Source organism: Actinoallomurus sp. CA-150999 (assembly GCF_050942425.1).
In the GTDB taxonomy this organism is placed as follows: Bacteria; Actinomycetota; Actinomycetes; order Streptosporangiales; family Streptosporangiaceae; genus Actinoallomurus.
Window position 1 is genome coordinate 2,164,889 of sequence record NZ_CP192063.1, and the last position, 23,013, is coordinate 2,187,901.

Here is a 23,013-nt window from a genome sequence, read left to right on the forward strand (position 1 = left end):
TAAGGAAAAACACATTTCGGATTATTGATGCGGTTCAGTAGGGAAAGCTCTCCGTTCGTCGCCGGATCGGAGGTGCGCGATGAGCCGCCTGACCATCGATGAGATCTACGAACACGTGAAGGGAGTGTGCTTCAAGACCGGGCCCCCCGGGCTCGTCGGCGTGGAGACCGAGTGGTTCGTGATCGACCGGAACGCCCCGGCACGGTGCGTTCCGCTGTCGCGTGTCCAGGCGGCGATGGAGGCGGCCGGGGCTCCGCCGGCCGGAAGCCGCATCACGTACGAACCCGGCGGCCAGCTCGAGCTCAGCTCGCCCCCGCAGCGAGGCGCCGCCGCCGCGTACGCCGCGATCGCGCGGGACATCGCCCACGTCGGCGCCCACCTGGCCGAGGAGGGCCTCGCCCTGGAAGGGCGCGGCACCGACGCCCGGCCCATGGAGTTCCAGGCGACCGAGGGCCGCTACCGGTGCATGCGGGAGTACTTCGGGGAGTTCGGCCTGCGAATGATGTGCGGCACCGCCTCCCTCCAGGTCTGCCTCGACATCGGCGCCGACGACAAGGACGCCGCCCGGCGATGGCGGCTCGCGCACGCGCTCGGGCCCATGCTGGTCGCGGCCTTCGCCAACTCGCCCGGCCCGTCCGGGCGGTCGAGCCGGCAGATCGTGTGGGAGACGCTCGACCAGGGGCGCACCGCGCCCGTCGGCGGTGACGACCCTGTCGAGGCGTGGACCCGCTACGCCCTCGACGCGCAGCTCATGCTGATCCGCGACGGCTGGGTGGCGGCGCCGGGGATGACCTTCCGCGAGTGGGCGGCCACGGGCCGGCCAGACGTCGGTGACCTGGCCTATCACCTGTCGACGCTGTTCCCGCCGGTCCGGCCGCAAGGCTGGCTCGAGCTGCGGATGATCGACGCCCTGCCGGAGCCGTACTGGCCGGTGCCCCTCGCCGTCGCGACCGCGCTGCTGGACGACCCGCTCGCGGCCGACGTCGCCGAGGAGGCCACCGAACCCGCCCGGGACCGCTGGCGGGAGGCCGCGCGGGACGCCCTCACCGACCCGGTGCTGGCCCGCGCCGCGCGGCGCTGCTTCGAGGCCGCCCTGGACGCCCTGCCCCGGCTCGGCGCCGACACGCTCGTTCCGCAGGTCGAGGCGTACGCCCACCGCTTCGTCGAACGCGGCCGCTGCCCGGCCGACGAACGCTCGCCCGTCCCCGCGAAGCTCGACGCGTACCCGGCCGTGCCGGGCGTGCCCGCCGGACCGCCCGCCACGACCGCCGAGGAGGAACCCACGTGGACCTGAAGGAACGGATCGCGACCGAGCTGATCGCCGCGCGCCGGCGCAGCGTCGGGCTGACGCTCGACGCGCTCGACGAGCCGGACCTGGTGACGCAGGTCTCGCCGCTGATGTCCCCGCTGGTCTGGGACCTGGCGCACATCGGCAACTACGAGGAGCTGTGGCTGCTGCGCGCGGCGGCGGGCCAAGAGGCGATGCGCCCGGAGATCGACGACCTGTACGACGCGTTCGAGCACCCGCGCGCCGAACGGCCGAAGCTGCCGCTGCTCACCCCGGCCGAGAGCCGCGCCTACATCGACACGGTGCGGAACAAGGTCCTCGACTCGCTGGAGAAGGCGCCGCTGAGCGGCGGCCGGCTCACCGAGGGCGGCTTCGTCTACGGCATGGTCATCCAGCACGAGCACCAGCACGACGAGACGATGCTCGCCACGCACCAGCTCCGCAAGGACGGCCCCGCCCTGCTGGACCCGTCCCCGGCGGAGCCTCCGGCGGGCGACGTCGCCCTGGCCGGGAGGGAGGTGCTGGTCGAGGCGGGCCCGTTCGTCATGGGGACGTCCGACGACCCGTGGGCGTACGACAACGAGCGCGGCGCGCACACGGTCGACCTGCCCGCCTTCTTCATCGACGTCACGCCCGTGTCCAACGCCGCGTACCTCGCGTTCATGGAGAACGGCGGGTACGACGACCCGCGCTGGTGGCACCCCGACGGCTGGGACTGGCGCATGCGGTCCGAGAAGCGCGCGCCGGCGTTCTGGCGGCGGGAGGGCGGCCAGTGGGTGCGCCGCAGGTTCGGCCGGACCGAGCCGGTGCCGCCGGAAGAGCCGGTGCAGCACGTGTGCTGGTACGAGGCCGACGCCTACGCCCGCTGGGTGGGCAAGCGGCTCCCCACCGAGGCCGAGTGGGAGAAGGCGGCGAGCTGGGACCCGGCCGCGGGCCGCAAGCGCCGCCTCCCCTGGGGGGACGACGGTGAGCACGCGAACCTCGGGCAGCGGCTGATGCGGCCCGCCCCGGTCGGCTCGTACCCCGAGGGGGCGTCGGCGTACGGCGTGCGGCAGCTGCTCGGGGACGTGTGGGAGTGGACGTCGAGCGACTTCCGCGGCTACCCCGGGTTCCGCGTCTTCCCGTACAAGGAGTACTCCGAGGTGTTCTTCGGCACCGACTACAAGGTGCTGCGCGGCGGCTCCTGGGCCACGCACCCGATGGCCTGCCGGACGACGTTCCGCAACTGGGACTACCCGATCCGCCGGCAGATCTTCGCCGGGTTCCGCTGTGCGAGGGACGTCTGATGTGCCGTCACCTCGCCTACCTCGGCCCGCCGCGCACCCTGCACGAGCTGCTGTACGCCCCGGAGTTCTCCCTGGAGCGGCAGTCGTACGCGCCGCGCATGAACGGCACCTGCATCCTGAACGCCGACGGGTTCGGCGCGGGCTGGTACGACCCGGCCCGTGACCGGCCCGTTCGGTACCGCCGATCCCAGCCGATGTGGACGGACGTGTCCTTCGCCGACGTCGCCGAGGTCGTCCGGAGCGGCTGCGCGGTCGCGGCGGTCCGCTCGGCGACGGTCGGCTTCCCGGTGGACGAGTCGTGCGCCCAGCCGTTCACCGACTCCGAGCGGCTGTTCAGCCACAACGGGCGGATCGAGGGGTTCGCCGGGGTCGAGGCGAAGCTGCGCGAGCTCGCCGGCGACCTCGCGCCGATCCCGGACGCCCGCGCCCCGGTGGACTCGGCCCTGGTGTTCGCGCTGGCCGCCGGGCGGTGGCGCGCCGGCGGAACCCTCGCCGAGGGCCTCGCGCACGCCGTGGAGGTCACCGCCGCGCTGGCCCCGGGCCGCTACAACCTCCTCGCCGCCGACGGGCGCTCGCTGGCCGCCACCGCCTGGGGCGACACGCTGTTCGTCCGGCGAGGCGAGGGGGCGGTGATCGCCTCCGAGCCGTACGACGACGCGCCCGGATGGGAGGAGGTGCCCGACCGCTCTTTGGTGACGGTCGATCACCTCGGGGTACACGTGAGCCCGCTGTAAGCCACAGGGACGACGACGGACACGAGAACAATCGGGAGGCATCGTGGATCGCTTTCTCACCCCCGACGACCTGGGGAAGGCGCTGCGCCGGGACGTCGCCGACGGCCTGGGCACCAGACCGAAGACCCTGCCCGCCAAGTGGTTCTACGACGAGCGCGGCAGCGAACTGTTCGAGGAGATCACCCGGCTGGAGGAGTACTACCCGACCCGCCGCGAACGCGCGATCCTCGCCGCGCGGGCGCCCGAGATCGCCGAGGCGACCGGGGCGCGCACGCTCATGGAGCTGGGGGCCGGGTCGGGAGAGAAGACCCGGATGCTGCTCGACGCCTTGTCCGGCACCCTCGACACGTACGTGCCCGTCGACGTCAGCGGTGACTTCCTCGCCCGCGCGGCCGGAGAGATCGCCGCGGACCACCCCGCGCTGGCGGTGCATCCGGTGGTGGCCGACTACGACCGGCACCTGTCCCTGCTGCCCGACGGGGAGCGCCGCCTGATCGTGTTCCTCGGCGGGACGATCGGCAACATGACCCCGGCCGAACGGGTGTCGTTCCTCAGCGCGCTGCGCGCGACGATGGGCGACGAGGACGCGCTGCTGCTCGGTGCGGACCTGGTCAAGGACGAGAAGCGGCTGGTCCGCGCGTACGACGACGCCCAGGGGATCACCGCGGAGTTCAACCGGAACGTCCTCCACGTGATCAACCGCGAGCTCGGCGCGGACTTCGTCCCGGAGCGCTTCGCGCACGTCGCCCTGTGGAACCCGGGTGACGAGTGGATCGAGATGCGGCTGCGCTCACTGGAACGACAGGTCGTCCAAGTGCCCGCGATCGACCTGGAAGTGGAGTTCGGGGAGGGGGAGGAGGTGCGTACGGAGATCTCGGCGAAATTCCGCCGGGAACGCCTGGATGCCGAGGCCGGAGCGGCAGGCATGGCGATCGACCGATTCTGGACGGACGCGGACGGCGATTTCGCCCTCACTCTTGTCAGACCCGCTCTATAGGGTTGGAGCGTGGCGCAGCAGCAGCGCAAGCGAGCGACCATCCGCGAGGTGGCGAAGGCGACGGGGCTTTCGCCGGCCGCGGTCTCGTATGCGTTGCGCGGCATCCAGACGTCGGAGGAGACGCAGCAGCGGGTCCGCGAGGCCGCCCGTGAGCTGGGCTACGAGGCGCATCCCATCGCCCGGGCCCTGGCCAGCGGGCGCACGGGCATGGTGGGCCTGCTCTGCGGCTCCCTCGAGGATCTGTGGCAGCAGTCCCTGGCGGTCGGGATCGGCCGGGCGCTGTTCGCCCGCGACCGCTACGCCATCATCCTCGACGCGGCGGGCGACCCCGAGCGGGAGGTGACGCTCGCCCGGCAGCTGCGCGACCAGCGCGTCGACGGCCTGATCGTGCAGCCGGTCGACCCGGCGGCCGAGGTCTGGGCCGAGTTGGGGGAGAGCCTGCCGGTCGTGTCCATCGGCGACTCGCTGCGCGGCGGGCACGCGTACGGCGAGGTGGTGTTCGACAATCGCGCCGGCGTCACGCTCGCCCTGGAGCACCTGCATCAGCTCGGGCACCGGAGCATCGCCGTGCTCACCCCGACGCGTGCCAGCACCCCCGACCGCCCCGCCGACGTGCACGTCCACGCCGAGGCCGAGCGCATCGGGATCGAGGTCGACGTCGTCACCTCGCCTCAGGACCTGCCCGGCGCGACCGAGACGGCCCTGACGGTGCTCGGCGAGCCGGACCGGCCGACCGCGCTGTTCTGCTTCTCCGACTCGATCGCCTACGGCGCCTACGCCGCGACCCGCGCGCTCGGCCTCGCGGTGCCCGGCGACGTGTCGGTCGCCGGGTTCGACAACCATCCGATGTCCGCGTTGCTCACCCCGCCCCTCACCAGCGTCGACTGGGACATCGACGACATCGTCCACTCGGCCGTCCGGGTGATCGTCGGCGGCATCGACGGCAAGCCGCGCCGTCGCCGCATCGTCTGCGAGCCGAGCCTCCTCCCACGCGAATCGACCGGGAAATGCCCTCAGTAGGAGCCGTACGGCGCGATCCGGGCCAGCAGGTCGGCGGCGGTGGCGATGTCGGTGTCGAGCGGCCGGTCCTCGACCGCCGGGTCGAGCGCGTCGGCCGCCTGGGCGTACACCTCGCCGATCCGGCCCGGCGGGACGCGGCCCTGCATGCGCAGTGCGCGCACGGCGGCGACGAGCTCGCAGGCCAGCGCGGTACGGAACGCCGTGATCACGTCCGTGGTGGCCCGCGCCGACTGGGTGGAGAAGCCCGCGTGCTCCTCGACGCCCCGCGACAGCACGGCGCTGCCGAGCGCCGCCGGGGCGGCGAGCCGCCGGATGTCGGCGATGGCCGAGTGCGCGACGTACTCCAGGATCATGACTCCCGAGCCGGGTTCGCCGGGCGCGGCCTGGAAGGCATCGAGCCCGGTGAAGGCCGGCTCCACCAGCGTCCCGAGGCGGGCCGCCGACAGCGCCGCCGTCTGGAAGATCGCGGCCCGTACGGCGTCGAGCGCCAGGCCCACGTACGCCGTGTGGAAGTTGCCGTTGTGCCAGACCGTGCGGTTCGCCACGTCGACGAGGGGGTTCTCGGCCGCGGCGTTGATCTCGCGCGTGACGATGCCCTCGGCGTGCTCGGTGACGTCCACGGCGGGGCCGTGCACCTGGGGGAACGCCCGGTAGCCGTACGGATCCTGGATGCGGGCCGGGACGACCTCGGTGACCAGCCCGCGCATCGCCTCGGCGACGCGGCGCTGGCCGGGGTGCGGGCACGCCTCGTGAACGGGCGCGGCGAAGGCCTCGAGGGAGCCGCGTACGGCCAGCAGCGACAGCCCGGCCACCGGGATCGCCGCCCGCAGCAGCTCGGTGACGTCCCGGCAGGCGAGCGCGGACTCGCCGAGCGTCGCGGCGTTCGAGCTGATGAAGGCCAGGGCGTCGGACGGGCGCAGCGGGAAGTTCGGGCCGGCGGCCCCGCCCTGCCAGGGGCGTTCGCCGATGAGGCACAGGGCGGTCGCGGCGAGCGCGGTCAGGTCGCCGGTCCCGATCGCGCCGTACACCGGGATCGGCGGGATCGCCCAGCGGTTGATCGCGTCCGCCAGCGCGCCGAGCACGCCCGGATCGACGCCGGAGCCGCCCGCGGCGATCTGGTTGAGGCGCACGACGAGCATCGCGCGAACGGTCTCGGCGGCCAGCAGCGGCCCGGCCCCGCCGGCGTGGCTGCGCAGCAGACGCAGGCCGTGCGCGTCGTCGTCCTCGATCGCGACGTTCCGGTTGGCGCCCACGCCGGTGGTGCGGCCGTAGACCGGCTGCCGGTCGGCCACGTCGCGGGCGACCTCCCAGGCCTGCCGGGCCCGTTCGACAGCTTGTGGCGAAACCGTGACCAAGGCGCTGCTTCTAGCGACGAGGCCCACGATGTCGCAGGTCAGGCCGCTTCCGTTGAGGTCCACGGCCGTCTGGTTCATCGTTGAAACCTTACGACAAGGGAATAAGACACTATTTCGACCTTTAATCTCGGATAGATGAGAGGCTGCGCCACTCGTGATCGAACCGGACCGTGTCCTCCGGTGGCACCCCGACGCCACCCGGCGCGGGACAGGGTCTCTGTCCCGGCCGCGTTGGCGCGCGCCCGGAGTGCGGTGTTCCGGATGATAGGCGGTGGTTTTTCGGTCACCGGGGCCAAGAGGGGTCCCCGGTGCCCGGGCCCATCGTCCGACGGGCCTCCAGCGAGCGGGTTCGGGCTCCCCAACATGCCGGTTACGCTGCAGAAACGCACTTGTCGCGCCTTTCAGCGAGCCTCTGTCAAGAGTCTCGCATCTCAGACAAAAGCGGGATCGGCCGGGTGTCGTGACAGCCGTCGGTCGAGTCCAATAAGGAACCCATACGGCCAGGTCACGCGTCGACGTCGGGGCGGGTCGCGCACGTTGCAGGCAAGGGAGAACCAGCCTTGATCAAATTCGACGCCGTCTCGAAACGGTACGCCGACGGCACAGTGGCCGTCGACGACCTCACGCTCGAAATACCCACCGGCCAGATCACGGTCCTCGTGGGCCCGTCCGGCTGCGGCAAGACCACGACCCTGCGGATGATCAACCGTCTGATCGAGCCGACCGACGGCACCATCACGATCGACGGCGAGGACGTCCGCGCCCAGGACCCGGCCCGCCTGCGTCGCGGCATCGGCTACGTCATCCAGCACGCCGGCCTGTTCCCGCACCGTACGATCGTCGACAACATCGCGACCGTCCCGTACCTGCTCGGCTGGGACAAGAAGAAGGCCCGGGCGACGGCCCTGGAGCTGATGGAGCGCGTGGGCCTCGACACGAAGATGGCCAAGCGCTACCCCTTCCAGCTGTCCGGCGGCCAGCAGCAGCGCGTCGGCGTCGCCCGCGCGCTCGCCGCGGATCCGCCGGTCATGCTGATGGACGAGCCGTTCAGCGCCGTCGACCCGATCGTGCGCAACAGCCTGCAGGACGAGTTCATCCGGCTGCAGTCCGAGCTGCGCAAGACGATCGCGTTCGTCACCCATGACATCGACGAGGCGGTCAAGCTCGGGCACACCGTCGCGGTGTTCAAGGTCGGCGGCGTCCTCGCCCAGCACTCAACGCCCGACGAGCTGCTGGGCCACCCCGCCGACGACTTCGTCAAGGAGTTCCTCGGCGGGGAGAAGGGGCTCAAGCGGCTGCGCTTCAACCGCGAGCTCGACCTGCGGGACGAGCCGGGCGTCGGGGCGGCGGAGCGATGATCCTCAGCGCCGCGGCGGACGGCGAGCCTTTCATCCGCTGGGACTGGATCGGCGACCACGCCGGCCAGCTCACCGACCTGACCGTGCACCACCTCAAGCTCGCGCTGCTGCCGATCCTGTTCGGCCTCGTGATCGCGATCCCGCTCGGCGTCATGTGCGTGCGCTGGCGCTGGCTCTACCCACCGACGCTCGGAATCGCCAACGTCCTGTACGGCGCGCCGTCGCTCGCGTTCTTCATGCTGCTCATCCCCTACTTCGGGATCGGTGTCGGAGGCAAGGCCGACTTCACCATCATCGTGCCGATGACGCTGTTCTCGCTGTCGGTCCTCGTGCCGAATGTCGTCGACGGGCTCCGGTCGGTCCCCGACCCGGTCCGCCAAGCGGCCACCGCCATGGGCTTCGGCACGCTCCGGCGGCTGATCCAGGTCGAGCTGCCGATCGCGGTCCCGGTCGTCATCGCGGGCGCTCGGGTCGCCACCGTCGCCTCGATCAGCCTCGTCAGCGTCGGCGTGCTCATCGGCAACGGCGGCCTCGGCCAGCTGTTCATCGATGGCTACTCCCGTGACTTCACCACGCCCCTCGTCGTCTCCTGCGTGCTGATCATCGCCCTCGCCCTGGTCAGCGACGGCGTCCTCGTCGCCGCGCAACGCCTGCTCACGCCCTGGGCCCGGAGGAGGACCCGATGAACCTCGCCGACCAGATCCAGGCCGCTTGGACCTGGCTCACCGCCTCCGCGAACTGGAGCGGCGGCGACGGGATCCCGCACCGGCTGCTCGAACACCTCGGGTACAGCGCACTGGCCCTGTTCATCGCCGCCGTCATCGCGCTCCCGCTCGGCGCGCTCGTCGGCCACACCGGACGCGGCGGGTTCGTCGTCGTCACCGTCGCCAACTTCGCGCGGGCCGTCCCCACCCTCGGGCTGGTCCTGCTCGTCGTGACGGTGACCTCGATCGGCCTGACCCCGGTAATCGTCCCGTTGATCGCGCTGGCGACACCGCCGATCCTCGTCAACACCTACGAGGGCGTCCGCGGCGTGGACCCCGACATCAAGGACGCCGCCCGGGGGATGGGCATGACCGGTACGGGGATCCTGCTGAAGGCCGAGATCCCGGTGGCGCTGCCGCTCATCCTCCTCGGCCTGCGCACCGCGGCCATCCAGGTCGTCGCGACCGCCACCATCGCCGCGTACGCCGGCATCGGAGGCCTCGGCCGCTACATCGTCGACGGCCTCTCCCGGAAGGACTACCCGTCCGTCGTCGGCGGTTCGGTGCTCGTGGTCCTCCTGGCCGTCGCCGTCCAGGTCGCCTTCGTCGGCATCCGCAGGGCCGTCGTGTCCCGGGGCCTGCGCAACTAAAGCGTGTTCACGATTCATACGGAAGGAACATCCATGATCCGCATTGTCCGTGGGGCCGCCGTCGGCGTGGCCGTCGCGCTTGCCCTCACCGCCTGCGGAGGCAGCGGTGACAAGAGCGGCGGCAACCCGCTCGATCAGAAGAGCGCCGGTGGCGGCGGCTCGGGAGGCGTCGTCGTCGGATCGGCCAACTTCCCCGAGAGCCAGCTCCTCGGCGAGGTCTACGCCCAGGCCCTCGAGGCCAAGGGCGTCAAGGTCACCAAGAAGTTCAACATCGGCAGCCGCGAGATCTACTACGACCAGGTCAAGTCCGGCGCCATCACCGTGATGCCGGAGTACAACGGCGCGCTGCTGACCACCTCGGTCGACAAGACCAGCAAGGCCGTGACGACCGACGAGGTGAACGCCGGGCTGAAGGCGAAGCTGCCCACCTCGCTGGAGATCCTCGACGCCTCCAAGGCCGAGGACAAGGACTCGGTGACGGTCAACTCCCAGACCGCCGCCAAGTACCACCTCAAGTCGATCGCCGACCTCAAGTCGGTCGCCGGGCAGCTCACGATCGCCGGCCCGTCGGAGTTCAAGACCCGCGAGCAGGGCCTGGTCGGGCTGGAGAGCAAGTACGGGCTGAAGTTCAAGAAGTTCCAGCCGTTCGACGCCAACGCGCAGACGACGCTGGTCAAGCTGCTGAAGAACGACAGCATCCAGGCCGCCGACCTGTTCACCACCGACCCGACGATCGCGGCCAACAAGTTCGTCGTGCTGGAGGACCCCCAGAACGTCTTCAGCGCGCAGAACGTCGTGCCGCTGGTCTACAAGACCGGCCTGAACGACACCGGCCGCGCCGCCCTCAACGCGGTGTCGGCCAAGCTCACCACCGCCGACCTGCTCGCCATGATGACCAAGGTCGTCGGCGACAAGCAGGACGCGAGCACCGTCGCCAAGGACTGGCTCAAGCAGGCCGGCCTCGGCGGCTGACCTGTCGCCGATCACGTACTGCGGCCCCTCGGCGATCGCCGAGGGGCCGCGGTAGGTCCGGAAGGGAGCGTGCGGTGAGCGCACGGGAACTGGCGCAGTGGACCAGGGCGCGGCTCGGCCCGTCCGGGCCCCCGCTCGACCTGCTCACCGCCCGCTTCGACAAGCACGTCTACGCCCCGCACGCGCACGAGGAGTTCACGGTCGGCGTCTGCGTCGGCGGCGTGGAGTCCATCGACTACCGCGGCGGCCGCATCCGTACGGGCCCGGGCTCCGTCATCGTCCTCGAGCCCGGCGAGATGCACACCGGCGGTCCCGCCACGCCCGTCACCGGCTACGCCTACCTCGCGCTGTACGCCGACCCCGTCCTGCTCACCGACGGCACCCGCGGCGGCCTCCCGCACTTTCGCGAACCGCTCCTCGACGACCCCGAACTCGCCGAAGCCCTGCGCACCACGCACATCGACATCGTCCGCTGCCCCGACCCCTTCGAGGTGGAGTGCCGCCTGCCGTGGCTGCTGACCGCGCTCGCCCGCCGGCACTCCACCGCCCGCCCGGCGAGCGACACGGTCCCGGGCGCCGCCCGGATCGCCCGCACCGTCCGCGACCGCCTCGCCGACGACCTCACCGCCCCACCCTCGCTCGCCGGCCTCGCCGTCGAGCTGGGCCTGTCCCGCTACCAGCTCCTACGCGCCTTCCGCACGGCGACGGGCGTGCCCCCGTACGCGTGGCTCGCCCAGTACCGGGTGGCCAGGGCCCGCGCACTCCTGGAGTCCGGCCTGCGACCCGCCGAGGTGGCCGCCCTCGTCGGCTTCGCCGACCAGGCACACCTCACCCGGTGGTTCCGGCGAGTGCTGGGGGTCACCCCGGCGGCGTACCGCACCAGCGTGGCAAGGGCGGCGTAGCGAAACAGCGCGCAGCTTCACCGCGGGCCGCGTCGCGCCACTACCCACCGGGCGGCGATGAGGCCTGCGGAGGCAAGAGCGCAGGCGACAGCGATCGTGACGAGGTCCGTCGTCAGAGGCGCCACCAGGTGGCGCGCGGCGACGTCCGCGATGATCGGCCGCGATCCATACGATTGGCCCCAGGCGATGAGCAGACGGGCTGCGCCGGCCGCGATGGCAGCGGCGGCGAATCCGGCGATCAGCGCCCGGCCGCGACGGCGCGCGAGGAGCAGGCCCACGAACCCGAGGGTGGCGATTGCGGGGGTGAGCACCTCCGAGAGCTCGTCGGAAAGTCGCACGGCTTGCGCGGCGTAGTGCAGATCCTGATTCTGGATCAACGTGACAGAGACAGGGAGATCGGCGGGCAGGCCCGATGCCAGTTGGTGAGGTGGCCCGGCCTGGTCGATCATTTGCGCCAATGCGATGTTGACAGTGAGATCCAGCCCGTTGGGCGTCAGGGTCAGCAGCGTGTTGTGGTGGCGTAGGACCGCGACGAGTTCGGCATGACCGGTCGACAGTGCCGCCTTCCAAGCCTGCTGGAAGGCGGCACTGCCCAGAACGGCCGGGACAGCGCCGGCCATCACCTGCCGGACCTGCGCAGTGATGAGGAGGCGAGGACCGATCCGGGCCGGTGACCGGTCGAGTGCGGCGATCAGCTGGCGCTGTGCGTTGTCGATGATCTGTGTCTCGACAGCGGGGTCGGTGGGCAGCGGTCGCACCGCCGCCACAAACCCGGATGTGGACAAGAGCGTGCTCTCCGCCCACATCGTCACCGCATCGACCAGGACCGAACCCACCGCACCCGCGATGCAGACCCCGGCGGCCAGGGTCCGCAGCCGGCCGAGTCGAGATGATGACTTCCGCATCAAACGCCGCGCTGGTCGGCCGCCTGGAGTTCCGGTTCGCCGGCGGTCGGCGCCTTGCCGGGTCCTTCCACGGACACGTGGGGCAGGACCCGGTCGACCGCCCGGGGAAGGTACCAATTCCACTTCCCGAACAGCTGCATGACCGCTGGGACGAGGATCGTGCGAACCACCACGGCGTCGAGCAGGATGGCGACGGCCACGCCGAGACCGAACTCGGCGATGATGCGCAAGCCGCCGAACACGAAGGCCATGAACACACAGATCATGATGATCGCGGCGGCCGTGATGATCCGCCCGGTCGCGGCCTGCCCGCGCCGGACCGCGAGATCGTTGTCGCCGGTGTGCAGCCATTCCTCATGGATACGGCTGACCAGGAAGACCTCGTAGTCCATCGATAGCCCGAACAGCACCGCCAACATCATCGCCGGCAGGAACGACTCCACCGGGCCTGCCGCGCCCGCGCCCAGGGCCGAGGAGCCCCAACCCCACTGGAAGACCGCGACCACGACACCGAACCCGGCACCGGCCGAGAGCAGGTTCATCGCCGCCGCAGTGAGCGGCACGACCACGCTGCGGAACGCGAGCATCAGCAGCAGGCACCCGAGTACGACGACGATGGTGACGAACAGCGGCAGCTTCCCGCCGAGCACGGACGCGAAGTCCTTGAAGACGGCGGTTTGCCCACCGACGTAAACGCTGAGCCCGTCCTTCTCGTAGCCAGGGATCACATGGCCGCGTAGCGTGTCGATGAGATCGGACGTCTGATTCGACTCTGGCGACGTGGTGGGCGTGACCTGCAGGGTCCGCACCGTCGCCCCGGGAGCGACCGGCCCAACCTGCACCGACGCTATTCCCGGGACATTCTTGAGCGCCTGCTCCAGCTGGGTGAAGTAGCCCGCCGCCGATGCGGACGGGACCTTTGCCACCAGTTGCAGAGGGCCGTTGTAACCGGGGCCGAACCCGTCGGCGAGCAGGTCATAGGCCTTGCGGGTCGTGGTGTCGGCCGCGTTGTTGCCGGCATCGGAGGAACCGAGACGCATTGAGAAGAACGGGATCGTCAGTACCACCAAAATCATTGTCGCCGCGGTCGTCAGCGGCACCGACCGCCTCTGCACGAACCCGGCCCAGCGAGCCCACGCGCCGGAAGAGTTGACGTCGCTCGGCCCTTCACGCCTGAGCCGGGCGCGTTGGCGGCGGCTCAGCACCCGCATCCCGAACACCCCGAACAGAGCCGGCAGCAAAGTCACGGTGACGGCAACGGCGAAAGCCACCATGATCGCCGCCGACAGCCCGATCCCGGACAGTACGCTGACCCCGAGGATGAGCAGACCGAGCATCGCGACTGTGACCGTGCCGCCGGCGAACACGATCGCTCGACCCGAGGTGTTCATGGCCGCCACGGCGGCCTCCTCCGGGCTGAGCCCGGCCCGGATGCCATTGCGATACCGGGCGACGATGAACAGCGCGTAGTCGATGCCGACACCCAAGCCGATGAACGCGGCGATGATCGGGGCGCTGGTACCGATGCTCATCACATTGGTGAGTAGATCGATGCTGAAAAGCGCGCTGCCCAGCGCGAGCACGGCGGCGATGAGCGGGATGGCCGTCGCCAGCAGGGACGCGAACGCGACGAACATGACGATCGCGGCGGCCACGATGCCGACCAGTTCGGCGGTCGACGTCGAGGGTTTTTCGAGTTGGCCGATCGCTTGCCCGCCGAATTCCACCTGCAGTGTGTCGCTGCGCAGCGTCGAGCCCAGATCAACGACCTTCTGGACATTCGCGGTGTCCAGGTCCTGGCTCTGCTTGGTGAAGGTGACCCTCGCGTAGGCGGTCTGCCGGTCAGGACTGACCTGCGTCGCTCCCCGAAGGGTGAACGGACTGACCACCGCGCCGACCTCGGGCACCCTGGCGACCTGGGCCAGCATGTTCCTGACGCTGGTTTGGACGGCCGGGTCGGTCACACTGCCACTCCTGGCGTGGAGCACGATCGTGTCCGTATCCCCGGAGCTGCGCTGAAACCGCGTTGCCAGCAGATCGGCGGCCTTGGTCGATTCGGTACCCGACAAGGAGTACTTGTCGGAGAACGTCGAGCCGACCGAGGAACCGGTGACCCCGAGAATCACCAGTATCAACAGCCAGGCGCCGATGACGATGAAGCGGTGCCGGAAACACCACCGTGCGAGCACGCTCATCGGGTGCCTCCCATGGGCTGGATCGGACGGTTGTCGGTCTGGGTCACGGTTCTTCCTTCGCGATGCGATTCGGGGGCCGGCATTGATCGGACGCGCTCGGGGTCGATCCGACGCGCTCGCGCTGCCGGCGGGCTTTCGTGGCTAGAAGCGTGCCGTCGAGGAGGCCTGAGGGCGTCAGGCTGCGGGATGGAATCAGGCGTCCGACCAGGGCGGTACGGCCCGGCCGCGTACAGTCCGAGGGGTACGCGCGGATGCGACCGTGACCCGACGACCGGCTATCGTCCTCGCCGGTAGCGTGACGGGGTGCTCGGCACCCGTCTAACACCACCAGTTCACCGATTCGTCACCAGAGGACCTCGTCCCCTGGTCCTCCTCGACATCGGTATCGCCGTGCTGCTGTGTATCGGCCTGCTCTTCGCCGACTCCCTCACCGGCGTCAGGCATCCCGCCGCCGCCGAGTTCGCGCTGCGGACCACGGGCATCGTCATCGCCGCCCTCACCGTCGCCACTCGCCGGCTCTACCCGCGCTGGTCGTTCGCCGTGGCGACGCTCTGCGCCTTCGTCGTCGCCGCAGTCGGCGGCGCGCCGCAGGTATCGGCCTGCGTCGCCGTCACCGCCTACACCGCCGCCCGGGCGGGCGAGTACATGTTCTGGTGGTCTCGCCCGGGTGTCGCCGGCCTGCTGACCGCCGCCGGGATCGGTATCGGACGTGTCTCCTCGAGCTGGCTGGCCGTGCTCGTCGCCAACGTCGCAATCGTGTGCGTCGGATGGTTCGCCGGCCTGGTCGCGCGAGAACGCCGAATCCGGCTCATCGCAACCGCCGAGCAACAGGCCGAACGGGAACGTCAGCACGCTGGCCGTATCCGCCAGGCCGCCATCGACGAACGCTTGGTCATCGCCCGCGAGCTGCACGACATCGTCGCGCACTCCATGAGCGTCATCGCCGTCCGCTCCGGCGTCGCGCGCATGGTGATCGACACCGACCCGGCCCAAGCGAGGGAAACACTCGGCATCATCGAGACCACCACCCGCCAGGCCCTACACGAGATGCGGCTGCTCGTTGAGGTACTGCGTCACGAGCACGCCATCGACCCCACCCTTACCCCCACCCCCGGGTTGGCCGACATCGCTGCGCTGGCCGACCAGATCCATCGCGCCGACGTCGACCTGCGCCTCGACGTCCGTGGTCCGACCCGCCCACTCCCCGCTGGAGTGGACCTGTCGGCCTATCGCATCGCCCAGGAAGCCCTCACCAACATCGTCCGCCACGTCGGCCCCACCCAGGCCACGCTTCGCATCGAATATCGCACCGAGGACCTGCTCATCGAAGTCACCGATACCGGCCCCTCCGAGCCGACCCGACGAGCGCATCCCGAACCTCACACCGCCACCGGTCACGGGTTGATCGGCATGCGCGAGCGCGCGGCCCTATATGACGGCTACCTCCACGCCGGCCGCCACGGCGGCGGCTTCCAGGTGCAAGCACTGCTACGGACGGACGAAACAGCCCCATGATCATTACCCGCACCACGACACATCCGCCCCTGCCGCCCGCATCCGCATCTGGAGGCCGGCCATGACCATCCGGGTGGTCATAGCCGACGACCAGATCCTCGTGCGTGCCGGCTTCAGCGTGCTCGTCAACGCCGCAACGGACATGGAAGTCGTCGCCGAAGCCGGCAACGGCCTCGATGCAGTGGCGACCGGAAAACGGCATTTGCCGGACGTCCTCCTGATGGATATACGAATGCCGGAAATGAACGGCATCGAGGCGACCAGACAGCTACTCGGCGACCCGGTAACACAGGCCATCCGGATCCTCATCCTTACCACTTTCGACCTTGATAACTACGTTTTCGGGGCCCTCAAAGCCGGCGCCAGCGGGTTCCTCCTCAAAGACACCCCGCCCGAGTTGCTGTTGGCCGGGATCCGCACCGTCGCTGCCGGCGACGCTCTCCTCGCCCCGAGCGTGACTCGACGTCTCATCCGGGACTTCGTCAACCGACCCGTTGCCGAACCTCGCGCCTTGCCGTCTCTCCTCGACCCCCTCACGGCCCGCGAGAGGGAGATCCTCGTCCACGTCGCCTCAGGCCACTCCAATACCGAAATCGGGGCACAGCTCAACATCAGTGTCGCCACCGTCAAGACCCACGTCAGCCGCCTGCTCACCAAGCTGCACGCACACGACCGCGCCCAACTCGTCGTCATCGCCTATGAGACGGGACTCATCCAGCCAAGTTCGCAAGCGACCGGGTGAAGGCCGATCGGCCTTACTCCACTCTTCATCCGTGCAGCCGACTTTGGACATCGACAGGGGCGTGCATCAGGGTGGCGAGGGTGGGGGCGTGTACCCGGGTGGCGAGGGGAGGCGGCGCAACAGCGTTCAAGACGGCGCCTGCCGTCCGGCCGATACTCGCCGTATGACTGCACGTGGTTGGTTCCTCTTCTCCCTGATGGGAGTCGTCTGGGGCATCCCCTATCTGATGATCAAAGTGGCGGTGGACGCGGTGTCCCCGTCCACGGTGGTGTTCACGCGATGCGCGATCGGCGCCGTACTGCTGCTGCCCTTCGCGCTGCGGCAGGGCGGCCTCGCCCGTGCCGTACGGGCGCACTGGCGTCCCCTGCTGGCCTTCGCGTGCATCGAGATCATCGTCCCCTGGTTCACCCTCAGCGACGCCGAGCGGCACCTGTCCAGCTCCACCGCGGGCCTGCTGATCGCGGGCGTGCCGATCGTCGGAGTCGCCGCCGCCCGCTTCTTCGGCGACACGGACCGGCTCGGGCCCCGGCGGGCGGCCGGACTGACGGTGGGCCTCGCGGGGGTCGCGGTCCTCACCGCACCGCACCTGACCGGCGGCGACGCCCGCTCTCTCGTCGAGGTGCTGGCGACCGTGGTGGGTTACGCCACGGCTCCGCTGATCGCCGCCCGCCACCTGAAGAGCGTCAGCTCGCTCCAGCTCACGGCAGCCTGCCTGGCCCTGGCCGCCCTGGTCTACGCGCCCGCGGCCGCCGTCACCGGTCCGTCCGTCATGCCGTCCGGCAAGGTCCTGGCCGCCCTCGCCGGTCTCGGGGTCGTGTGCACCGCGGTCGCCTTCGTGGCCTTTCTGGAGCTGATCAAGGAGGCGGGCCCCGGCCGGGCCACCGTCATCACGTACGTCAACCCGGCGATCGCGGTGGCGGCCGGGGCGGTGTTCCTGAACGAACCGCTGACGCCCGGCATCGTCACCGCCTTCGCCCTGATCCTGGCCGGCTCGGTCCTGGCGACGGCGGGCCCCGCCGCCGTCGGGGAGCCCGACGAAGGGGCCGGCGCCGTCCGCCGGACCGATGCGTCGCTCACGCCGGATGCGTCGCGCACCTCGGATGCGTCGCGCATGCGGGATGTGTCGTGCACGCCGGATGTGTCGGGCACCTCGGATGCGTCGCACATGCCGGATGTGTCGGGCACCTCGGATGCGTCGCGCACGCCGGATGTGTCGCGCACGCCCGATGCATCGTGCACGTGATGCCTCGCGTACACATGATGCGTCGCCTGATGTGCTGCGCAGAGCACCGGGCCGGCGAAGTCCCGGCCGCCGTGGACGATGCGGTCCCCGATCGCGTCCGGGGCGGGTAGCCGCCGCACGTCCTCGAGGCTTTCGGGCTTGGCCGGCACGGTGTCGTCCGTACCGAGCAGCGTCAGTGCCCGAGGCCTTGGTCGGTATGGCGGACGAGTCCGGCTGACGGCCGCGTCGAGCCCCCGGGGCGCGGGGTCACATCGCGCGCAGGCGGTCGCGGAGGGTCCGTGCGACCTGGCCCATCAGCGCCTCGGCCCCTGGCTGGTGCATCGCCGGCACCCGTGACTCGGTGAGCGCGGCCACCCCGAAGACGCGGCCGTCGGCGTGCTCGACCACGCCCACCTCGTGGCGGAGGTTGAGGAGCGTTCCGGTCTTGGACGACCAGCGTGAGGCGTCGGAGCTCAGGTCGGGCGCCAGCCGATGCCGCAGAATGTTGTCGCCCATGAGGCCCCGGACCCGCTCGGCGACGTCCGCGTCGATCTTCGAGGGGGTCCACAGCGCCTGCAGTAGGTCCAGGAAGGCCTGGGCGGAGCCGGAGTTCGCGAGCGTCACGTCGAGCTGTGGGATCCGGTGGCCCCGCCCGGTCGTCCCCGCCTCGATGGCGAGGGCATGGGCGAGGTGGACGTCCTCCCTGGGCAGGAGCTCGGCCAGGGTCTCGGCGAGGTCGCGCATGGTGTGCCGGACCGTGATGCCCCGTACGCCGAGCCCGTGCAGGATCGCCGCGACCTCGGCGGGCGGGGTGAGGGTGAACAGCGCGTCCGTCGCGGCGTTGTCGCTCACCGTCATGCTGAGGTGCAGCAGGTCGTCGACGGCGATCTCGGCCGGATGACGGAATCTGCTCAGCCCGGTCGGCCCGGGAGACGTGACGCCGCCCGGCCCCATCAGGAGCCGTGTGGCGCCGTCGAGCTCTCCCCGCCGGATGCGCTCGAGGGTGGCGAGGGCCAGCGGGATCTTCACGAGCGAGGCGACCGGGAACTCCAGGTCCGGCTCGATGCCGATCTCGTCGCCGGAGTGCAGGTCCCGGACCAGGAACGAGCCGCCGAGTCCCGCGTCGTCCAGTGTCCGCCGCAGCTCACGGATCAGGCCCTCGATGCTCGTCACCGCGCACCTCCCGCCGTGGTCTCATCCGTTGGGCCCGCGTCCAGTGTCCGCCGCAGCTCACGGATCAGGCTCTCGACGCTCGTCACCGCGCACCTCCAGCCGTGGTCTCATCCGCCGGGCCCGCGTCCCGGCCGGGCCGGTGAGCGCCCAGGCACCGGGCGATCTCCTCCCGGAGCCGGGTCCGTACGCGCTCCGCGTCGTCGCCGATCGCCGCGGCGACCTCGAAGCCGCGTGCGACCTGGAGGTCGCCGACCGGGCGCCAGTGCAGGCCGAGGTCCTCCGCCTGCTTGGGCGAGCATAGGAGGAGATCGCCCGCGCCCACGACCTCGGCCGTGGCGGCCACGAGGGAGGGTGCGACGGCGACCTGGGCGGGCTGCAGGCCGACCGCGTCGCGCACCCGGAACACGCGGTCCCGGATGTGGGGGACGTCGTCCTCGGGCTGGATCCAGATCCGGCGTCGACGCGCCGACAGCGGCGCCCGGCCCGCGCGGAGACTCTCGAGGTGGACCGTCCGGGTGGGCGGGTCGGCCGTGCCGGCCAGCCCGAGCCGTACGGTCCAGGTTCCGTCGTCCGGCGGAACCGCCGTCAGGGCGGCGCGGACGTCCCGGGACCGGACGAGCTCGGCCCGTTCGGGCGGAGGCGCCGGATGGAAGTCCAGGTAGACGCCCTTGCGGCGGGCCTCCGAGTCAAGCAGCGCCAGGTCGAGGACGCCGCAGACATCGGGGACGGCGAGGCGAAGCGGGCTCAGCTTGGCGCGCTCGGCCTCGTGCTCCATGGCCTCGGCCAGGCGGACGAGGCGTTTGGCCGACGGGAGCATGTCGCGGCCGAACCGCGTGAGCGTCACCCGGCGGGACGACCGGTCCAGCAGGCGCTCGCCGAGATGCTTCTCCAGGGCGGCGATTCGGCGGCTCGCCACGGACTGCGGGATGCGCGTCGCCGCCGCGCCCTCCGTGAAGCTGCCGTGCTCGCTCACGTTGACGAACGCTCGCCAGGCTCCGAGGACGTCCACGGCCAGAGTCTATGCCGGAACAGCATAGATCGGCCGAGTTTCGTCTTTGACGGCATACGAGTGCCGCCGTGAGACTCCGGCCATGACCAACGCACGACAGGAAGACCGGTCCATCCGCCGCCGTACCGGGGTGGCGGCGCTCGCCGTCCTCGCGCTGGTGCCCCTGACCGCGTGCGGCACGGCCGGCCACGCGACCACGGCGTCCGCGAAGGTGAGCGCCACGGCGACACCCGCCGCCGAGCGGACCGACCAGGCCTTCCAGTCTCTGGAGAAGCAGCACGACGCGCGCCTCGGCGTCTGGGCGCTCGACACCGGGACGGGACGGGTCGTGAGCTGGCGCGCCGGCGAACGGTTCGCCTACGCCTCCACGCACAAGGTCCTGAGCTCCAGCAACGTCCTGCGCCAGGACTCGATGAAGCGGCTCAACACGGTCGTCAAGTACACCTCGAAGGACCTCGTCGACTATTCGCCCATCACCGAGAAGAACGTCGACAAGGGGATGACGGTCCGCGCGCTGTGCGACGCCGCGCTCCGCTACAGCGACAACACGGCGGCCAATCTCCTCTTCCGCGAGCTGGGCGGACCGAGCGCCCTCCAGGCCGCGCTGCGGCGGATCGGGGACGTGACCACCCACGTCGACCGCACCGAACCGACCCTCAACACGGCCATCCCGGGTGACGTCCGCGACACGACCACGCCACAGCAGATGGGCCTCGACCTGCAGAAGTACACCCTCGGCCACCTGCTGCCCAAGCCCAAGCGCGCCATGCTCATCGACTGGATGCGGCGGAACACGACCGGCGGCGCGCTGATCCGCGCGGGCGTTCCGTCCGACTGGACCATCGGCGACAAGACCGGATCCGGCGACTACGGAACGCGGAACGACATCGCGGTCGCCTGGCCGCCGCACCGCGCGCCGATCGTCATCACGGTCTTCACCACCCGGTCGGCCAAGGACGCCAAGACCGACGACGCGCTCGTCGCGGCCGCCGCCAAGGTCGTGGCCGGCCGGCTGAGCTGACCTCCCGTACGGCCGCTCGCGGGTGGTCGATGAACCCCGTCTCGTACGGTCGCCCTCCGATCAGGACGGCCGTTCGCGGCGGACCGGCGCCGTACGGACGTCCCGAAGATGCCCCGAAGAGACGTCCCGAAGACGTCCCGGGACGTCCGTACGGCATCACGACATCGGTCAGAAGAAGCCGACGACCCGGCGGACGCGGCCGTCGGCGAACTCCATCACGTCATGGCCCGTCGCCACCGCCTCGTCCGAACCGGCCGGGCCGAGCCGCCACGTGAACAGCACGGTGTCGTGGTGGGCGCCGATGACCTCGCCCAGGGTGAAGACGAGCGTGCCGAACTTCTCGTGGGCGTCGGCGATGGCGGTGGAGAGCGCGGCGTGGCCCTCGATGCCGGCGTAGTCCGGGTCGGAGTAGGTCGAGTCGTCCGTCAGGGTGGCCTTGATGAGGGCGTCCCGGCGGGCGTCGTCCCGCTCGTTCCAGATCTCCAGGTACTGCTTGATGAGGTCGACGGTCTCGCTCATGAGCCGATTCCTTCCAGTGCTTCGGTGGTGGTGGTGTCCCTCGGCGCGGGCGCCGAGGGACGTTTGAGGACGAGGGCGATCAGCCCGCCGGCGGCCGTCACGGCGGCCGCCGTCCAGCCGGCGGCGTGCAGGCCGCCGAGGACGCGGGCCGGGGCCGGGTGCGCGCCGAGTCCCGCGTTGGCCACGGCGACGAAGACGGCCAGCCCCATCGCGCCGCCGATCTCCTTGGCGGTGGTGGCCAGCCCGGACGCGACGCCCTGCTCGGCCGGGGCCACGCCGGACCCGGCGGCGACGAACACCGCGACGAAGGCGACGCCGCCGAAGAAGCCCCACAGCACGCTGCCGGGCAGCAGGGCCCAGAAGGTGCCGTTCGCCGAGGTGCCGGCGACGAGGGCGGCGATCCCCGCGGCGGCGCCGAGCATGCCGAGGCAGAGCGTCGCGCGGAAGCCCCACCGGCCGAGCATCATCGGCGCCGCCTTCAGAGCCGCGCCCATGCAGACCAGCGTGAGGGGCAGGAAGGCCAGCCCCGCCTCCAGCGCGCTGTAGCCGAGGACGGGCTGCAGGTAGGTGGTGAGCACGTAGTAGCCGCCGCCGAGCGTCGCCTGGAAGACGGCGATCACCGCCATCGTGGTGGCGAGCCCGCGGTTGCGCAGCAGCCGCAGTGGGACGAGGGGATCGGCGGTGCGCCACTCGACGACCAGCAGCAGCGCCAGCAGTGCCGCGCCGGCGGTCAGGGAACCGGCGCCGCGAAGCGAGCCCCACCCGGCCTCCGGGCCGCTCGCCAGGCCGAGCACCAGCAGCGCCGACCCCGCGGTGGCCAGCAGCGCTCCGGGCACGTCGAAGCCCGCCCAGCCCGACCTGCGCGGAGGGTCGGCCGGCAGCAGCCGGCGCCCGGCCAGCGCCGCGCCCAGGGCGAGCGGCACGTTGACGAAGAACACCCACTTCCAGCCCAGGTAGTTCGTGAGGACGCCGCCGAGCAGCGAGCCGGCGGCCAGGCCGGCGCTGCCCGCCATGCCCCAGGCGCCCATGGCCCGGTTGCGCTCGGGCCCCTCCGCGAACCCGGTGAAGATCAACGCGAGCGTCGCGGGCGTGAGCAGGGCTCCGCCGGCTCCCTGGACGGCCCGGGCGGCGACCAGCGGACCGGGGCCCGAGGCGAGGCTTCCGGCCAGGGACGCCACGCCGTACAGGGCGAGTCCCAGTGTGAACATCCGCCGGGCGCCGAGCCGGTCGACCGCGCGTCCGCCGAAGAGCAGGAGGCCGCCGAGCCCGACGGCGTAGGCGCTGACCACCCACTGCACGGATTGAGCGGTGAAGCCGAGCGCCCGGCCGATGTCGGGCAGGGCGACGTACACGATGTTGTAGTCCAAAGCCACGATGAGCTGGGTGAATGCCAGCAGGGCCAGCTTCGGGCCGGCCCGGTGACGGGACATGTTCAGACCACGCTCC

Annotated in this window: 20 protein-coding genes and 1 pseudogene; 14 read left to right on the forward strand and 7 right to left on the reverse strand. The window is 71.0% G+C overall.

The genetic code is table 11. The features are described 5' to 3' along the window. Positions 1-79: 79 nt before the first annotated feature. From egtA to ACQP2O_RS10340, 5 genes are read left to right on the forward strand one after another with little or no spacing between them, the layout of a single operon-like run. Positions 80-1,294 carry an ergothioneine biosynthesis glutamate--cysteine ligase EgtA gene (egtA, locus tag ACQP2O_RS10320; RefSeq protein WP_433182142.1) on the forward strand — a complete coding sequence of 405 codons (1,215 nt, stop codon included), beginning with the start codon at positions 80-82 and terminating at the stop codon, positions 1,292-1,294. Continuing rightward, a complete protein-coding gene (gene egtB, locus ACQP2O_RS10325; RefSeq protein WP_433182144.1) occupies positions 1,285-2,574 on the forward strand; it encodes an ergothioneine biosynthesis protein EgtB in 1,290 nt (429 codons plus the stop codon). Before egtA ends, egtB begins: the two co-directional genes overlap by 10 nt. Beyond that, positions 2,574-3,308 carry an ergothioneine biosynthesis protein EgtC gene (gene egtC / locus ACQP2O_RS10330; protein WP_433182145.1) on the forward strand — a complete coding sequence of 245 codons (735 nt, stop codon included), beginning with the start codon at positions 2,574-2,576 and terminating at the stop codon, positions 3,306-3,308. The genes egtB and egtC overlap by 1 nt, the downstream gene beginning before the upstream one ends. A 43-nt stretch (positions 3,309-3,351) precedes the next feature. Then, positions 3,352-4,305 (forward strand): L-histidine N(alpha)-methyltransferase, encoded by a 954-nt coding sequence (gene egtD / locus ACQP2O_RS10335; RefSeq protein ID WP_433182147.1) that lies wholly within the window; start codon positions 3,352-3,354, stop codon positions 4,303-4,305. A 9-nt stretch (positions 4,306-4,314) separates the two neighbouring features. After that, positions 4,315-5,325: a LacI family DNA-binding transcriptional regulator gene (locus tag ACQP2O_RS10340; RefSeq protein ID WP_433182149.1), complete on the forward strand. Its 1,011-nt coding sequence runs from the start codon at positions 4,315-4,317 to the stop codon at positions 5,323-5,325. Here the strand turns inward: ACQP2O_RS10340 and ACQP2O_RS10345 are convergent. Beyond that, a complete protein-coding gene (locus tag ACQP2O_RS10345) occupies positions 5,319-6,758 on the reverse strand; it encodes an aromatic amino acid ammonia-lyase (protein WP_433182150.1) in 1,440 nt (479 codons plus the stop codon). The genes ACQP2O_RS10340 and ACQP2O_RS10345 overlap by 7 nt on opposite strands. 482 nt (positions 6,759-7,240) lie before the next feature. Here ACQP2O_RS10345 and ACQP2O_RS10350 point away from each other — a divergent pair. The 5 genes and pseudogenes from ACQP2O_RS10350 to ACQP2O_RS10370 form a co-directional block, all read left to right on the forward strand. Then, a pseudogene (locus ACQP2O_RS10350) lies at positions 7,241-8,011 on the forward strand (ABC transporter ATP-binding protein); the annotation flags it as partial. 23 nt (positions 8,012-8,034) lie between these two features. Beyond that, on the forward strand, positions 8,035-8,724 hold the full coding sequence (locus ACQP2O_RS10355) for an ABC transporter permease (RefSeq protein WP_433182152.1): 690 nt from the start codon (positions 8,035-8,037) through the stop codon (positions 8,722-8,724). Then, positions 8,721-9,392, forward strand: a complete 672-nt coding sequence (locus ACQP2O_RS10360) for an ABC transporter permease (protein ID WP_433182154.1) — start codon at positions 8,721-8,723, stop codon at positions 9,390-9,392. The genes ACQP2O_RS10355 and ACQP2O_RS10360 overlap by 4 nt, the downstream gene beginning before the upstream one ends. Before the next feature lie 33 nt (positions 9,393-9,425). Then, positions 9,426-10,364, forward strand: a complete 939-nt coding sequence (locus ACQP2O_RS10365) for an ABC transporter substrate-binding protein (protein WP_433182156.1) — start codon at positions 9,426-9,428, stop codon at positions 10,362-10,364. A 74-nt stretch (positions 10,365-10,438) separates the two neighbouring features. Continuing rightward, a complete protein-coding gene (locus ACQP2O_RS10370) occupies positions 10,439-11,266 on the forward strand; it encodes a helix-turn-helix domain-containing protein (RefSeq protein WP_433182158.1) in 828 nt (275 codons plus the stop codon). Between the two features lie 17 nt (positions 11,267-11,283). On the opposite strand, the gene ACQP2O_RS10375 is transcribed toward ACQP2O_RS10370, so the two are convergent. Together ACQP2O_RS10375 and ACQP2O_RS10380 are read right to left on the reverse strand one after the other, a co-directional pair. Next, positions 11,284-12,102: a hypothetical protein gene (locus ACQP2O_RS10375; protein WP_433182160.1), complete on the reverse strand. Its 819-nt coding sequence runs from the start codon at positions 12,100-12,102 to the stop codon at positions 11,284-11,286. Between the two features lie 68 nt (positions 12,103-12,170). Next, positions 12,171-14,366, reverse strand: a complete 2,196-nt coding sequence (locus ACQP2O_RS10380) for an MMPL family transporter (protein ID WP_433182162.1) — start codon at positions 14,364-14,366, stop codon at positions 12,171-12,173. A gap of 390 nt (positions 14,367-14,756) precedes the next feature. On the opposite strand from ACQP2O_RS10380, the gene ACQP2O_RS10385 reads away from it, so the two are divergent. From ACQP2O_RS10385 to ACQP2O_RS10395, 3 genes are all read left to right on the forward strand, one after another. After that, positions 14,757-15,881: a sensor histidine kinase gene (locus tag ACQP2O_RS10385; RefSeq protein ID WP_433182164.1), complete on the forward strand. Its 1,125-nt coding sequence runs from the start codon at positions 14,757-14,759 to the stop codon at positions 15,879-15,881. A 61-nt stretch (positions 15,882-15,942) separates the two neighbouring features. After that, the gene (locus ACQP2O_RS10390; protein ID WP_433182166.1) at positions 15,943-16,623 is read left to right on the forward strand and encodes a response regulator; all 681 of its coding nucleotides are present in this window, start codon (positions 15,943-15,945) and stop codon (positions 16,621-16,623) included. Positions 16,624-16,786: 163 nt separating this feature from the next. Further along, the gene (locus tag ACQP2O_RS10395) at positions 16,787-17,866 is read left to right on the forward strand and encodes a DMT family transporter (RefSeq protein ID WP_433182168.1); all 1,080 of its coding nucleotides are present in this window, start codon (positions 16,787-16,789) and stop codon (positions 17,864-17,866) included. 246 nt (positions 17,867-18,112) lie between these two features. Here the strand turns inward: ACQP2O_RS10395 and ACQP2O_RS10400 are convergent, their stop codons facing one another. Together ACQP2O_RS10400 and ACQP2O_RS10405 are read right to left on the reverse strand one after the other, a co-directional pair. Continuing rightward, a complete protein-coding gene (locus ACQP2O_RS10400; RefSeq protein ID WP_433182169.1) occupies positions 18,113-19,018 on the reverse strand; it encodes a serine hydrolase in 906 nt (301 codons plus the stop codon). A gap of 82 nt (positions 19,019-19,100) precedes the next feature. Continuing rightward, a complete protein-coding gene (locus ACQP2O_RS10405) occupies positions 19,101-20,027 on the reverse strand; it encodes a LysR family transcriptional regulator (protein ID WP_433182171.1) in 927 nt (308 codons plus the stop codon). An 82-nt stretch (positions 20,028-20,109) separates the two neighbouring features. Here ACQP2O_RS10405 and bla point away from each other — a divergent pair, with 82 nt between their 5' ends. Further along, positions 20,110-21,048 carry a class A beta-lactamase gene (gene bla, locus ACQP2O_RS10410; RefSeq protein WP_433182173.1) on the forward strand — a complete coding sequence of 313 codons (939 nt, stop codon included), beginning with the start codon at positions 20,110-20,112 and terminating at the stop codon, positions 21,046-21,048. Positions 21,049-21,216: 168 nt separating this feature from the next. Here the strand turns inward: bla and ACQP2O_RS10415 are convergent, their stop codons facing one another. Together ACQP2O_RS10415 and ACQP2O_RS10420 are read right to left on the reverse strand one after the other, a co-directional pair. Then, positions 21,217-21,567 carry a nuclear transport factor 2 family protein gene (locus tag ACQP2O_RS10415; protein WP_433182175.1) on the reverse strand — a complete coding sequence of 117 codons (351 nt, stop codon included), beginning with the start codon at positions 21,565-21,567 and terminating at the stop codon, positions 21,217-21,219. After that, entirely contained in the window at positions 21,564-22,997 is a 1,434-nt protein-coding gene (locus ACQP2O_RS10420; RefSeq protein ID WP_433182176.1) for an MFS transporter, read from the reverse strand. The genes ACQP2O_RS10415 and ACQP2O_RS10420 overlap by 4 nt, the downstream gene beginning before the upstream one ends. Between the last annotated feature and the right edge of the window lie 16 nt (positions 22,998-23,013).

Bases quoted from the DNA above. Each gene is read 5' to 3' on its own strand.
- ACQP2O_RS10355 (WP_433182152.1), top strand. From the start codon at position 8,035: ATGATCCTCAGCGCCGCGGCGGACGGCGAGCCTTTCATCCGCTGGGAC.
- egtA (WP_433182142.1), top strand. From the start codon at position 80: ATGAGCCGCCTGACCATCGATGAGATCTACGAACACGTGAAGGGAGTG.
- egtC (WP_433182145.1), top strand. From the start codon at position 2,574: ATGTGCCGTCACCTCGCCTACCTCGGCCCGCCGCGCACCCTGCACGAG.
- ACQP2O_RS10365 (WP_433182156.1), top strand. From the start codon at position 9,426: ATGATCCGCATTGTCCGTGGGGCCGCCGTCGGCGTGGCCGTCGCGCTT.
- ACQP2O_RS10395 (WP_433182168.1), top strand. From the start codon at position 16,787: ATGACTGCACGTGGTTGGTTCCTCTTCTCCCTGATGGGAGTCGTCTGG.
- ACQP2O_RS10415 (WP_433182175.1), bottom strand. From the start codon at position 21,567: ATGAGCGAGACCGTCGACCTCATCAAGCAGTACCTGGAGATCTGGAAC.
- ACQP2O_RS10345 (WP_433182150.1), bottom strand. From the start codon at position 6,758: ATGAACCAGACGGCCGTGGACCTCAACGGAAGCGGCCTGACCTGCGAC.
- ACQP2O_RS10390 (WP_433182166.1), top strand. From the start codon at position 15,943: ATGACCATCCGGGTGGTCATAGCCGACGACCAGATCCTCGTGCGTGCC.
- ACQP2O_RS10420 (WP_433182176.1), bottom strand. From the start codon at position 22,997: ATGTCCCGTCACCGGGCCGGCCCGAAGCTGGCCCTGCTGGCATTCACC.
- ACQP2O_RS10360 (WP_433182154.1), top strand. From the start codon at position 8,721: ATGAACCTCGCCGACCAGATCCAGGCCGCTTGGACCTGGCTCACCGCC.
- ACQP2O_RS10380 (WP_433182162.1), bottom strand. From the start codon at position 14,366: ATGAGCGTGCTCGCACGGTGGTGTTTCCGGCACCGCTTCATCGTCATC.
- bla (WP_433182173.1), top strand. From the start codon at position 20,110: ATGACCAACGCACGACAGGAAGACCGGTCCATCCGCCGCCGTACCGGG.